Below are 12,985 nucleotides of genomic sequence, written 5' to 3'. Positions count from 1 at the left end.
CACGATGCAGCACACCCCGCTGAAGCTGTTGATGGTCGAAGACAGCGCCATGGATGCCGAGCTGATCCTGGTGCGCCTGGAGCGCAGCGGGTTGCAGGTGCAATCGCGGCTGGTGTTCGACCATGTCGGTGCCGAGCATGCCCTGCGCGAAGCCTCCTACGATTTGATCCTGTGCGACTGCGTGCTACCGGGCTCCTCCGGCGCCGACGTGCTGGCCACCGCGCAGCGCCTGGCCCCGCACGTTCCGTTCATCTTCCTCTCGGGCATCTACGGCGAGGAGCACGCGGTGGAGATGATCCGCCTCGGCGCCACCGACTATGTACTGAAGAAGAACCTGCCGCTGCTGCCCAAGGCGGTGCGCCGGGCGCTGACCGAGGTACAGGAACGCCAGCGCCGGCGCCGCGCCGAAGAGGCCCTGGCCCAGGCCGAGGCCCGCGCGCGCATCGCCATCGACGCCGCCGGCATGGGCACCTGGGACTACCATCCGCAGGACGGGCAGATGGTCTGGGACGATCGCTGCAAGATGCTGTTCGGGCTGCCCGGCGACACCCGGATGAGCCTCGAGGTGTTCTACGCCGGCATCCATCCCGACGACCTGCCGCGCGTGCGCGACGCGGTGGAGCAGGCCATGCGCGCGGACAGCGACGGCCACTACCGCGCCGAATTCCGCATCGCCCAGACCGGCGCGCTGGAGCCACGCTGGCTGCTGTCCACCGGCCAGACCCAGTTCGTCGACGGCCTGTGCGTGCGTTTTTCCGGCGTGTTGCAGGACATCCACCAGCAGCGCCAGGCCACCCAGGCGCTGGAACAGCTCAACGAAATGCTCGGCGAGCGGGTCGAGCGCCGCACCCGCGAGCGTGACCGCGCCTGGGAGCTGTCCCAGGATCTGCTGGCAGTGCTCAACAAGGACCTGACTCCCGTGGCGTTGAACCCGGCCTGGGAGACGGCGCTGGGCTTCCCTCGCGAGCGCCTGGCGCAGATCTCGCTGCTGCATCTGCTGCCGGAGGCCGACCAGGAAAGCTTGCTCACCGAACTGGCCGCGCTGTCCCAGGGGCGCACCAGCGCCCGCTTCGTCGGCCGTATCCTGCATGCCGAAGGCCAGCAACGCTGGCTGTCATGGGTGGTGGTGCCGGACGACAACCTGCTGCACGTAGTCGCCCGCGACATCTCCAGCGAGCGCGAGGCGGTGCTGGACCTGGCCGAGGCCAACGAGCGCCTGCGCGAGCAGATTGCCGAGCGTGAACGCATCGAGGCCGCGCTGCAGCAGATGCAGCGCCTGGAAGCGGTCGGCCAGCTCACCGCCGGGGTGGCGCACGACTTCAACAACCTGCTGACGGTGATTCTCACCGGCGCCAGCTTCCTGCAGAGCGACCTGGACAAGGGCTTGCTGGACAAGGCCCACAACCGCCTGCAGCACATCCGCGAGGCGGGCGAGCGCGGGGCCAAGCTGACCGCTCAGCTATTGGCGTTCTCCCGCAAGCAGCGGCTGGAGCCGGTGCCGCTGAACCTCAACCGCACGCTCTCGGGGCTGGAGGAACTGCTGCGCCGCACCCTGGGCGGCAGCATCTCGGTACGCCTGGAGCTGGACAGCGGCCTGTGGCAGGCCCTGACCGACCCGACCCAGACCGAGATGATCATCCTCAACCTGGCGATCAACGCTCGCGACGCGATGCCCGAGGGAGGCCAACTGACGTTGGCCACACGTAACACCCGGGTCAGCACTCGTGCGCAGCGCCCGGAGGAACCGGAGCCCGGTGACTATGTGGTGCTGAGCATCCGCGACAGCGGCTGCGGCATGAGCGAGGACGTGCTGGCCAAGGCGTTCGAGCCCTTCTTCACCACCAAGGACATCGGCAAGGGCTCGGGCCTGGGGCTGGCCCAGGTGTTCGGCTTCGCCAAGCAGTCCGGCGGCGGCGTGCGCATCGACACGACGCCGGGCCGCGGGACCCTGGTCAGTGTCTACCTGCCAGCGGTGAAGGCCCGCGCCGATGCCTTGACGACAGGTCAGGATGAACTGCGTCCGCCGTCCGGCCAGGGCACGGACCGGCGCATCCTGCTGGTGGACGACGACCACCTGGTGCGCGAGATGATCGGCGACCTGCTGCGCCGCCAAGGCTATGAGGTGCAACAGGCGCATGACGGCAAGCAGGCCATGGCGCTGCTCGACGAGCGCATCGACCTGCTGCTCACCGACTTCGCCATGCCCGAGTTCAATGGTGCCCAGTTGGCCCTGGCGGCCCGCGAGCGCTACCCACGGCTGCCCGTGGTGTTCCTCACTGGCTACGCGCAGTTGCAAGGGCTGGAGTTGCCGGGGTGCCAGGTGCTGCAGAAACCGGTGCAAGAACACGCCCTCGCCCAGGCATTGGCCGAGCTGCTGGAAAACCGGTAGGCAGAAACGAAAAAATCGCCGAAAGGCGATTTAAGGAGAAGGTATAGCTTGAAAAATGGCAGGGGCGGCTGGATTCGAACCAACGCATGGCAGGATCAAAACCTGCTGCCTTACCGCTTGGCGACGCCCCTGTATCGGATCTGGCGAGTGACTGACTCACTGCCTCACTGACAACCCCCTTGCAGCGCCGTGTGTTGCTGCTTGGGAATGGCCGGCACTTTAACAACCTTTTTTCGAGGTGGAAAGCTTTTTTTTGAAAAAAACGCAGAAAAACAGCAGGTTAGTTGTACCAGCCCGAATTTGTGGGGTTTCTGCCGGCCCTCTCGCGGGGCAAGCCCGCTCCCACGCAGACGATGCTCTGCGCAATGATTTCCCAAAGGCAAAGTGTTCTGGCGTGGGAGCGGGCTTGCCCCGCGATAGTCTCCACGACAACCATTCGTCGCAATTCCCCCTCCTTGCCTCAACACAATCGCATTCCTCCCTTCCAACCAGATAGACCCCATCGGCGCATCACAAGGAGGACGCCATGCCTGTTTCCCACGACCTCTACCAGGACCTGCACTACCCCCGCGAGATCGTCCAGCAGCGACGCCAGCACGACCCGCAGCTCGACCGTCTGCTCGACGAGTACATGGACATCGACAACCAGGTGCTGGCTGCCGAGTCGATCTCGGCCGGCAACTTCCAGGACGACGACCTGCGCCATCTCAAGGAGCGCCGCCTGGCGATCAAGTACATGATCGAGCGACAGCTGGAGCACAAGGCCTGACCTATCGCATTTCACGATCATTGCCCGACAGATTCTCGATTGGTCAAAATGCCCGGCGTCGCGCAAGCTGCGCCCTGCCCCAGATCCGCCCCGAGGAGCCTGTCACTTGTCCACCTGGATTCCCGCGCCCTTGCGTCTGCTCGGCCAACGTTTGCGTCACGAGCCACCTGCGCACAGCACCCTTGCGAACTACTTCCAGGACCGCGCGACCGAACGCGGCTACACCCTGAGTGACGGGCAACGACAGGTGATCGCAGCGATGGCCACGCAGTTGGCCGCGCTCGCGACGGGCCAGGCACGCAGCCTGTACCTGCACGGTGCGGTCGGACGTGGCAAGAGCTGGCTGCTCGATGGCTTCTTCCAGGCCGTGCCGACGGCGGCCAAGCGTCGCTTGCACTTCCATGACTTCTTCGCCCGTCTGCACCAGGGGATGCATCGCCATCGGGCGCTGGACGATGCCCTGGAGGCGACCCTCGACGAACTGCTGGGGGATTGCCGGGTATTGTGTTTCGACGAGTTCCACGTCCACGACATCGGCGACGCCATGCTGCTCACCCGGTTGTTCGATGCCCTGTTCGCCCGTGGCGTGTTCCTGCTGGTCACCTCCAACTACGCCCCCGAGGGGTTGCTGCCCAACCCGCTGTACCACCAGCGCTTCCTGCCGGTGATCCGCCTGATCAACAGCCGCATGCAGGTGCTGGAAGTGAACGGGGACACGGATTTTCGCAGCCTGCCGGCCAACCATGAGCATCAGCGGTTTACCCAGGGGCATTATGTCTGGCCGGGCACCCCGGAGCAGTGTCAGGCGATGGCGCTGCCGACAACTTCGCCATGCGTGCTGGAGATCAACAAGCGGCCGCTGCACGCCCTGGCCTGCGAGGAACGGCTGGTAATGTTTGCCTTCGACGACCTCTGCGAGCAACCCACTGCGGTGATCGACTACCTGGCCCTGGCCGAACGCTATGACCACTGGATCATCGTGGGCCTGGACGACCTGGCCGAATGCTCGCTGGCGGCGCAGCAGCGCTTCGTCAACCTGGTGGATGTGCTGTATGACCAGGATCGCCAGGTGACGGTGATCGGCAAGCGGCCGCTGGAACAGAGCCTGGGCGGGTCGCTTGCCGACCTGATGCGTACCCGCAGCCGGTTGGGGCAGTTGCATCAGGTGGGGGCCTAAGCACCAGCCTTTTCAAGGGCGCCCGGCTTGGAGTTGCCAGGGCTGCTTTGCAGCCTTTCGCGGCACAAGGCCGCTCCTACAGAGGATTGCACTCCCCCTGTAGGAGCGGGCTTGCCCCGCGATGACTTCAACCTGCCCTGGGCAGGTCCGCCAGCACGCCTTCAATTTCAGCCAGCACCGCCGGATCATCCAGTGTCGAGGGCGGCACATAGTCCTGCCCATCGGCGATCTTGCGCAGCACCGCCCGCAGGATCTTGCCCGAGCGGGTCTTGGGCAGGCGCTTGACCAGGCGCACCCGGTTGAAGCAGGCCAGCGCGCCGATCTGTTCGCGCACGCTGCCCACCAGCTCGCCCTGCAACTGCGCCTCGCCAATGCCCTGGCCGTCCTTGAGCACCACCAGCGCCAACGGCACCTGGCCCTTGATCTCGTCGTGCACGCCGATCACCGCGCATTCGGCCACCGCCGGATGACGCGCCACCAGGTCCTCCATTTCACCGGTCGACAACCGATGCCCGGAGACGTTGATCACGTCATCGGTGCGCCCCATGATGTAGACGAAGCCGTCCTCGTCGAGATAGCCGCCGTCGCCGGTGTGGTAATAGCCCGGATAGCTGTGCAGGTAGGCCTGCAGGTAGCGCTCGTGATCGCCCCACAGCGTCTGGCTGCAGCCCGGCGGCAACGGCAGGGTGATGACGATGGCGCCCTGCTGGTTGGGGCCCAACGGCTTGCCGTCGTCGTCCAGCACTTGCACGTGGTAGCCCGGCACCGCGCGGTTGCTCGACCCCGGCCGCGCCGCGCTGCCTTCAAGGCCAACACAGGGCGCGGTCACCGGCCAGCCGGTCTCGGTCTGCCACCAGTGGTCATGCACCGCCTTGCCGCTGACCCGCTCGAGCCATTCATGAGTACTGGAGTCGAGCTTCTCCCCGGCCAGGAACAGCTGGCGCAGCGAGCCCAGGTCGTGGCGGCGGATCAGCTCACCGTCCGGGTCTTCCTTGCGGATCGCGCGCATGGCGGTGGGCGCGCAGAACAAGCCGTTGACCTTGTACTGCTCCACCACCCGCCAGTAGGCCGAGGCATCCGGGGTGCGGATCGGCTTGCCCTCGTAGAACACCGTGGTGCAGCCGCTCATCAGCGGCCCGTAGACAATCAGCGAATGGCCGACCACCCAGCCCACATCGGAAATGCCCCACCACACATCGCCCGCCCGCATGCCGTAGACATGGCGCATGGCGTAGCACAGGGCGACCGCGTTGCCGCCGTTCTCGCGCACGATGCCCTTGGGTTTGCCGGTGGTGCCGGAGGTGTACATGATGTACAGCGGGTCACCCGCGTCCAGCGCCACCGGCGCTACCGGCTCGGCGCCGAGCAGCGCCTGCTGCCAGTCCAGGTCGCGCCCGGCCTGCAACTCGGCGCGCATCTGCGGGCGTTGCAGCACCAGCACATGCCGCGGCTGATGACGGGCCAGCTGCAGGGCGCGGTCGACCAGGGGCTTGTATTCGATCACCCGGTCGAACTCCAGCCCGCACGAGGCCGTGAGCAACAACGCCGGCCGGGCATCGTCGATGCGCAGGGCCAGCTCGTTGGCGGCAAAGCCGCCGAACACCACCGAATGCACAGCGCCGATGCGGGCGCAGGCGAGCATGGCCATGGCCGCCTGGGGCACCATCGGCATGTAGATGATCACCCCGTCACCCTTGCCCACGCCCAGCGAACGCAACAGCCCGGCCAGGCGCGCCACCTCGTCGCGCAACTGGTGGTAGGTGAAGGTCTGCTGCACGCCGGTCACGGGCGAATCGTAGATCAGCGCCAGCTGTTCGCCACGACCCTGCTCGATCTGGTGGTCGAGGGCCAGGTGGCAGCTGTTGAGGCGGCCGTCGGCGAACCAGCGGTGGGTGCCGTCGGTGTTCTGCTGCAGGATCTGGGTCGGCTTGCGCTGCCAGGCCAGCTGCTCGGCCTGGGCCAGCCAGAAGGCGGCGGGATCGGAAATGGAATGGGCGTAGCTGTGCTGATAGGTCATTGGTTCGCAACCCGGTACTTGTTGTTATTGAAGGGCGAACCTTGAGTATGGACCGGGGTGACGGCGCCGCCATCGGACTTAAGTCGCAACCCATATGCAGATTTGCCGCACCCGAGCGTTTACAATGCCCGGCCTCGAATACAGAACAGTCCCATGCATACCCTCGACGACCTGCGCGCCGGCCGCCTGCGCGGCATCACCCGCCTGAACCTCTGCCAGGAGCTGACCGATTTCCCCCGGGAGATCTTCGACCTGGCCGACAGCCTCGAGGTACTCGACCTCACCGGCAACAGGCTGAGTGACCTGCCCGCAGACCTGCACCGCCTGACCCGGCTCAAGGTGCTGTTCTGCTCCAATAACCGGTTTACCCACCTGCCCCACGCCATCGGCCGTTGCCAGTCTCTCGAGACCGCAGGTTTCAGGGGCAACCGCATCACCCGGGTCGACGCCCAGGCGCTGCCACCCGCGCTGCGTTCGCTGGTGCTCACCGACAACGCGCTGGAACAACTGCCCGAAGCCCTGGGCGACTGTGCTCAGCTGCAGAAACTGATGCTCGCCGGCAATCGCCTGCGCGCCCTGCCGCAAAGCCTGGCGCGCTGCGAGCGACTGGAGCTGCTGCGCGTCGCCAGCAACCGCCTGCAAGCCCTGCCCGACTGGTTGCTGCGCATGCCACGCCTGGCCTGGCTGGCGTATGCCGACAACCCGCTGCCGCCGGGCCTGATCGCCCCCGCCACGGACGGGCACTGCCCGGTGCTGCATTGGCAGGACATCGACCTTGAAGAAGAACTCGGCCGTGGCGCCTCCGGAGTGATTCACCGTGCCCACCTGCGCGGCCAGGATGCCCCGGTGGCGGTCAAGCTGTACAAGGGCGCGATCACCAGCGATGGCTCGCCACTGGCAGAAATGAGCGCCTGCATTGCCGCCGGTGACCACCCGCAGCTGGTGCGCCTGGCCGGACGCATCGACGACCACCCGCAACAACTGCCGGCCCTGGTGATGCAACTGATCGACGCGCACTGGTCGAACCTGGCCGGACCTCCCAGCCTCGAAAGCTGCACCCGCGACCGCTACCCGGACAACCGCCGCCTGACCTTGCCCGCCCTGCGCCGCCTGGCCGGCGGCATCGCCTCGGTCTGCGCCCACCTGCATGAGCGTGGCTTGAGCCATGGCGACCTTTATGCCCACAACATCCTGTTCGACGACGACGGCCAGTGCCTGCTGGGTGACTTCGGCGCCGCCTCGTTCCATCCGCAGGATGGCGGGGCCCAGGCCCAGGCGCTCGAACGCCTGGAGGTGCGCGCCTTCGGCATCCTCCTGGAGGAACTGCTGCAGCAGTGCGCCGAGCAGGAGCACGCGTTGCAGGCACTGGCGCTGCGCTGCCAACGGGCCGATGTGATGGCACGCCCGTCCTTCGCCAGCCTGGTGGCGCAATTACCCGGTTAAGCGCCCCACAACGGTGCAAAGCCTCTAGAATAGGGCACCCCTTCAGCCACAGAAGCGCCCCATGGACATCGATCAGGCCCGCACCTTCCTGGAAATCGTCCGCTGCGGCAGCCTGGTTGCCGCCGCTGAGCGCCTGTTCGTGTCACAGACCGCGATCAGCGCCCGGGTCCAGCGCCTGGAGCAGCAACTGGGCTGCCAGCTGTTCGTGCGCAGCCGCAATGGCGCCAGCCTCACCAGCGACGGCGAGGCGTTCGTCAGCTATGCCAACCAGCTGGTGCAGACCTGGGAAGCGGCGCGCCGCGACCTGCCGCTGCCCCAGGGCTGCCAGCAGGTGCTGCATGTGGGCGCCGAAGTGAGCCTGGGCAACCCGATGCTGCTCGACTGGGTCAGCGCCCTGCACCGGGAGCTGCCCAGCCACGCCATCCGCAGCGAGGTCAGCGACGGCGAGTCGCTGCTGCGCAAGGTAGAGATGGGCCTGCTCGACGCCGCGCTGGTCTATCAGCCAACCTATGGCCCGGGCCTGCAGGTCGAGCAGTTGATGGAAGAGAAGCTGATCCGCGTGCGTCGGGTCGATGCGCCCGATCCCTATGTCTACATCGACTGGGGCGAGGCGTTCCGCCGCCAGCACGACGCCGCCCTGCCCGACCTGTCACGCCCGGCCCTGAGCTTCAACCTCGGGCCGCTGGCCCTGCAGTTCATCCTCGACCGCGGCGGCAGCGGCTATTTCCGCACGCGGGTGGTGCAGGCCTACCTGCAGAGCGGCGTGTTCGAGCGCGTGCCCCAGGCGCCGGAATTTACCTACCCAACCTTCCTGGTGCACGCCCGCGAACGCGACAGCGAGGCTTTGCAGCAGGCCTTCAGCGTGTTGCGTCGGCTGGTGGCCGCTGGCGAAAGCGACTGGTCACAGCGCTGGGACCCGGTGATCTGAGCCCGGCGCGGCGGCGCTGAGCAGGTGTCGCTTGAGGCCGGCGATCAGGTCGGTCTGGGTGATCACTCCCACCAGGCGCTCGCCGTCGAGCACCGGCAGACAGTGCAAGCCTTGTTCACTGAGCAACGGCAGCAAGCGTTCCAGGGGCTGCGCGCCGTCGACACTGATCACCTGGCGGCTCATTACCTGTTCCAGGCGCACGGACTGGCGACGGAACAGGCCGCGCCAGCTGAACCGCCCACGGACCATTGCCGCGCCGATCAGATCGCTGAGGCTGACGACTCCAACCAGGCGGCCGTGCTCCAGCACTGGCAGGGTCTTCAGATGGTGGCTGGCGAGCATTTTCCAGGCCTGTTCCAAGGTGGTGGCTGGCGTCGCGGTCTGCACGTCGCGGGACATCACCGAGCGCGCGGTGATACCGCCCAGGCTGCGCTGCAAGGCATGCTGCTCGGTGGCCAGGATGATGCGCTCCAGCTCGTCGCGGGTGACGTCGACGAACTCGCCGATCTCTGCCAGGGCCTGGTCCAGGTCTTCGCCCCGGATACCGACCCGCTCGCCCGGCAGGGGATCGTGAGTATGGTGCGGGTCCTTGCGCGGCACCGCGCCCTTCGGGTAACGCACCCCGGTCAGGCGGTTGTACAGCACCGCCACGCCCACCAGCACCAGCGCATTGAGCAGTACCGGTTCGAGCAGGTGGTCGCCCATGGCCACCAGGCCCGGATCGGCCAGTACCGCGCTCACTGCCACGCCGCCACCGGGCGGGTGCAGACAGCGCAGCAGGCACATCGCCAGGATCGCGATACCCAGCGCCGCCGCCGCGACCCACAGGCCATCACCGAAACCGTGACGCATGGCCAAGCCCACCACGCCGGCCAAGGCGTAGCTGCCCAGCACCGGCCAGGGCTGGGCCAGGGGCCCGGAGTGCACGGCGAATACCAGTACTGCCGAGGCCGCCAGCGGGCCGAGCAGGTGCAGGGCGATGGATGGGCCGTAGGCCAGGCTGCACAGATAGCCGGCGAGAAACAGGCCCAGCAGCGCGCCGACGCCGGCGCGCAGCCACTCTTTCTTGGGAATGTTCAGGGGCGCCGGAAGCAGGCGCTGAAAGCGGGATTGGGGACGCGAGGCAGACATCGAGGTATTCGGATCGTGTTCTTGTGCGGAAAAAGAAAGCCCAGCGCGACCGGCCTGGGCCCTGTGTTGCGCAATGCAGTGGCGCAAGGGGCTCCGTCCATGGAGAGATGGAAACCGCAGGGTTTCGTGGGGAGGGATTGTGCCGGGTGTGGGCAATGGCGGGCCAATTCAAAAAACTGCGGCTGAACTGCAATTTTTTTGCAGGGTTGATCCGAGTTTTGCAATCCCCTGTAGGAGCGGCCTTGCGCCGCGAAAGGGGCGCGTAGCGGCCCCACGATCTCTAACATCATGCAAAATCGTCGGGGCTGCTGCGCAGCCCTTTCGCGGCACAAGGCCGCTCCTACAGGGGGTTGTGCACGCCGATCAACGTCCTTTTCGCGGCAGTTCGATACTGACCCGCAGCCCGCCCTGTGGGCTTTCCAGCAGCGCGATGCGCCCGCCCCAGGCCTCGACGATATCGCGCACGATACCCAGCCCCAGGCCATGGCCATCGACCTGCTCGTCCAGCCGCGAGCCGCGCTCGAGCACCTGCAGGCGCTGCGCCTCAGGGATGCCCGGACCATCGTCGTCCACCCACAGCCGGTAACCCTCGGCGGTCGGCGCGATGCCCAGGCGCACCTCGCTGTCGGCCCATTTGCAGGCGTTGTCCAGCAGGTTGCCGAGCAGTTCCAGCAGGTCCTCGCGGTCCCAGGGCAGCAACAGGCCGGACGGTACATCGCGCTCAAGCAGCAGGCCTTCGCCATGGATCATGCCCAGGGTCGCCAGCAGCCCTGGCAACTCGGCATCACAGTCGAACTGCGCGCCCGGCAGCGCGTCACCGGCCAGGCGTGCGCGATTGAGCTCGCGGGCCAGGCGCTGCTGTATCTGCTCCAGTTGCTCGCGCATCTGCGCACGCACCTCGGGCAGCGCCTGCAGGCGCTCGCTGGCGGCCAGGCTGAGCAGCACCGCCAAGGGTGTCTTCAAGGCATGACCGAGGTTGCCCAGGGCATTGCGCGAGCGCCGCAGGCTGTCCTCGGTATGGGCCAGCAGATGGTTGATCTGGTCCACCAAGGGTTGCAGCTCGCTGGGGACCTCGGCGTCCAGTTGCGAACGCTGGCCCTGCTGCAGCTGGGCGATCTGCTGACGCGCCCGTTCCAGCGGGCGCAGCGAGCGGGTCACGGTGATGCGCTGCAGCACCAGCACCAGCAGCAACGCCACCAGGCCCAGGCCCAGGCCGATCTGCTGCATGTGCCGGAAGCCCTCGCGCACCGGCGAATAGTCCTGGGCCACGCTGATCGAGATGTCCTGCCCCAGGCGTCGGTAATCGCCGCGATAGGCCAGCAGTTGCTGGCCCTCGGGCCCCAGCTCGTGGCCGTCATCCAGCCCGGGCTTGCCGGGCTTGGGCATGTCCAGGTCCCACAGCGAACGCGAGCGCCAGGTACCCTGGTCGAAATCGATGCGGAAGTAGTAGCCCGAGAACGGCTGCTGGTAGGCCGCCGACAGCCGTCGCTCGTCCAGTTGCAAGCCGGACGGGCCGCGCACCAGCGCCACCAGCAGGTTCTCGCTCTCCTTGCGCAGGCCCGCTTCCAGGTAGCGCTGCAGACCGGCCTCGAACAGCCACAGGGTCAACTGCGCCAGGGCCAGCCCCACCACCACCAGTACCGCTACCAGGCCCAGGCTCAGGCGCGCCTGGATCGACTTCACGCGGCGCTCCCGGCGTACACGTAGCCCTGGCCGCGACGGGTCTCGATCACGCTGCGGCCGAGTTTGCGCCGCAGGTGGTTGACGTGCACTTCCAGCACGTTGGAGTCGCGCTCGGTTTCACCGTCATACAGGTGCTCGGCCAGGTGGCTCTTGGACAGCACCTGCCCCGGGTGCAGCATGAAGTAGCGCAGCAGGCGGAACTCGGCCGCGGTGAGCTGGACATCGACACCCTCGCGGCTCACGCACTGGCGCGATTCGTCCAGGTGCAAGCCGGCCGCTTCCAGCTTCGGCTGGTTGGCCAGCCCCTTGGCCCGGCGCAGCAAGGCCTGGATACGCAGTTGCAGCTCCTCGGGGTGGAAGGGCTTGCTCAGGTAATCGTCGGCGCCGGCCTTGAGCCCCTCGATCCGCTCGGCCCAGGAGCCGCGGGCGGTAAGGATCAGCACCGGGGTGGCCAGGCCGGCCGCGCGCCACTGCGCCAGTACCTCGAGCCCCGGCAGGCCGGGCAGGCCGAGGTCGAGGATGATCAGGTCGTAGGGTTCGCTCTGGCCCTGGTACACCGCATCGCGGCCATCGGCCAGCCAGTCCACGGCGTAGCCCTGGCGTTGCAGGGCGGCGGTCAGTTCGTCGGCCAGGGGGACATTGTCCTCGACAAGCAGCAGGCGCATTCAGTCGTCTTCCTCGTCTTTGAGCAACTCGCCGGTGCGGGCGTCGAGCTTGATCTCGCGCACCACGCCGGCCGGGGTCAGCAGTTCGACCTCGTACTCGTAGCGCTCGTGCTTCTCTTCCAGCTCCGCTTCCAGCAGCCGCGCCCCGGGGTAACGCCCCAGGGCGGACTCGAGCAGTTGCTCCAGCGGCAGGATGATGCCCTTTTGCCGAAGGGCCAGGGCTTCATCCTGATCCAGGTCGCGCGCGGCGGCCAGCGAGCAGACGGTCATCAATGCGAAGGCAAGATAGCGCGTCGTTCGCGGTAGATCGCCCATCAGTTGTCCCGGGCGTCCCGCAGCACTTCACCAGTCTTGGCATCGACGTCCACGTCCCACTCGGCGTTCTGCGCATCACGCAGCTCGACCTTCAGCACGTAGCGGCCATAGGTGTTTTCCAGCTCGGAATCGGTGATGGTGGCGCCCGGGTGCTTGGCCTTGGCGATGTCTGCGATTTTTTGCAGCGACTGAACGGTACCCGCCTTTTCCAGGCCACTGATCTCGTGAGCCGGCACATCGGCCAGGGCAACGCTGGCGCCAAGCGTCAGGGCAGCGGCAGTAACAAGGGCAGTCAAAGTTTTCATGAGGTTCTCTCCAGCGAGATATGTAATTTGTCTACGGGGTTAAGATTAACCACCGGTCCTTAACTCAACCTGAAAACAGCTGGCCGCATGATAGCGCAGCTCATATGAGCCCGTACGCTGTCCCTTTGTAGGAGCGGCCTTGTGCCGCGAAAGGGCTGCAAAG

Annotated in this window: 11 protein-coding genes and 1 tRNA gene; 5 read left to right on the top strand and 7 right to left on the bottom strand. The window is 66.7% G+C overall.

Features of this window, described 5'->3' with window-relative positions; all coding sequences use genetic code 11:
* Positions 1 to 4 precede the first annotated feature (4 nt).
* Complete coding sequence (locus tag PRtIB026_RS12515) at positions 5 to 2,389, top strand: hybrid sensor histidine kinase/response regulator (RefSeq protein ID WP_203647347.1); 2,385 nt, start codon at positions 5 to 7, stop codon at positions 2,387 to 2,389.
* 56 nt (positions 2,390 to 2,445) lie between these two features.
* Here the strand turns inward: PRtIB026_RS12515 and PRtIB026_RS12510 are convergent.
* Positions 2,446 to 2,520 (bottom strand) — tRNA-Gln (locus PRtIB026_RS12510).
* A gap of 395 nt (positions 2,521 to 2,915) precedes the next feature.
* On the opposite strand from PRtIB026_RS12510, the gene PRtIB026_RS12505 reads away from it, so the two are divergent.
* Positions 2,916 to 3,158 (top strand): hypothetical protein, encoded by a 243-nt coding sequence (locus PRtIB026_RS12505; RefSeq protein WP_050705088.1) that lies wholly within the window; start codon positions 2,916 to 2,918, stop codon positions 3,156 to 3,158.
* Between the two features lie 106 nt (positions 3,159 to 3,264).
* Positions 3,265 to 4,335, top strand: a complete 1,071-nt coding sequence (gene zapE / locus PRtIB026_RS12500; RefSeq protein ID WP_203647348.1) for a cell division protein ZapE — start codon at positions 3,265 to 3,267, stop codon at positions 4,333 to 4,335.
* 127 nt (positions 4,336 to 4,462) lie between these two features.
* On the opposite strand, the gene PRtIB026_RS12495 is transcribed toward zapE, so the two are convergent.
* Positions 4,463 to 6,352, bottom strand: a complete 1,890-nt coding sequence (locus tag PRtIB026_RS12495; RefSeq protein ID WP_203647349.1) for a propionyl-CoA synthetase — start codon at positions 6,350 to 6,352, stop codon at positions 4,463 to 4,465.
* Between the two features lie 153 nt (positions 6,353 to 6,505).
* Here PRtIB026_RS12495 and PRtIB026_RS12490 point away from each other — a divergent pair, with 153 nt between their 5' ends.
* Complete coding sequence (locus PRtIB026_RS12490) at positions 6,506 to 7,795, top strand: leucine-rich repeat-containing protein kinase family protein (protein ID WP_203647350.1); 1,290 nt, start codon at positions 6,506 to 6,508, stop codon at positions 7,793 to 7,795.
* A 61-nt stretch (positions 7,796 to 7,856) separates the two neighbouring features.
* Positions 7,857 to 8,723 carry a LysR family transcriptional regulator gene (locus tag PRtIB026_RS12485; protein WP_203647351.1) on the top strand — a complete coding sequence of 289 codons (867 nt, stop codon included), beginning with the start codon at positions 7,857 to 7,859 and terminating at the stop codon, positions 8,721 to 8,723.
* Here the strand turns inward: PRtIB026_RS12485 and PRtIB026_RS12480 are convergent.
* From PRtIB026_RS12480 to PRtIB026_RS12460, 5 genes are all read right to left on the bottom strand, one after another.
* The gene (locus PRtIB026_RS12480) at positions 8,697 to 9,854 is read right to left on the bottom strand and encodes an HPP family protein (RefSeq protein ID WP_203647352.1); all 1,158 of its coding nucleotides are present in this window, start codon (positions 9,852 to 9,854) and stop codon (positions 8,697 to 8,699) included. The genes PRtIB026_RS12485 and PRtIB026_RS12480 overlap by 27 nt on opposite strands.
* Positions 9,855 to 10,217: 363 nt before the next feature.
* Complete coding sequence (locus tag PRtIB026_RS12475) at positions 10,218 to 11,537, bottom strand: sensor histidine kinase (protein WP_203647353.1); 1,320 nt, start codon at positions 11,535 to 11,537, stop codon at positions 10,218 to 10,220.
* Entirely contained in the window at positions 11,534 to 12,202 is a 669-nt protein-coding gene (locus tag PRtIB026_RS12470) for a response regulator transcription factor (protein ID WP_050705081.1), read from the bottom strand. The genes PRtIB026_RS12475 and PRtIB026_RS12470 overlap by 4 nt, the downstream gene beginning before the upstream one ends.
* Positions 12,203 to 12,517 carry a PepSY domain-containing protein gene (locus PRtIB026_RS12465; RefSeq protein ID WP_203647354.1) on the bottom strand — a complete coding sequence of 105 codons (315 nt, stop codon included), beginning with the start codon at positions 12,515 to 12,517 and terminating at the stop codon, positions 12,203 to 12,205.
* Entirely contained in the window at positions 12,517 to 12,822 is a 306-nt protein-coding gene (locus tag PRtIB026_RS12460) for a PepSY domain-containing protein (protein WP_186734324.1), read from the bottom strand. The genes PRtIB026_RS12465 and PRtIB026_RS12460 overlap by 1 nt, the downstream gene beginning before the upstream one ends.
* Positions 12,823 to 12,985 lie beyond the last annotated feature (163 nt).

Origin of the sequence: Pseudomonas sp. RtIB026, from assembly GCF_016861355.2 — a bacterium.
In the GTDB taxonomy this organism is placed as follows: domain Bacteria; phylum Pseudomonadota; class Gammaproteobacteria; order Pseudomonadales; family Pseudomonadaceae; genus Aquipseudomonas; species Aquipseudomonas peradeniyensis.
Note: the sequence above shows the minus strand (reverse complement) of the source record. Positions and strands in the feature narration are given on the sequence as shown.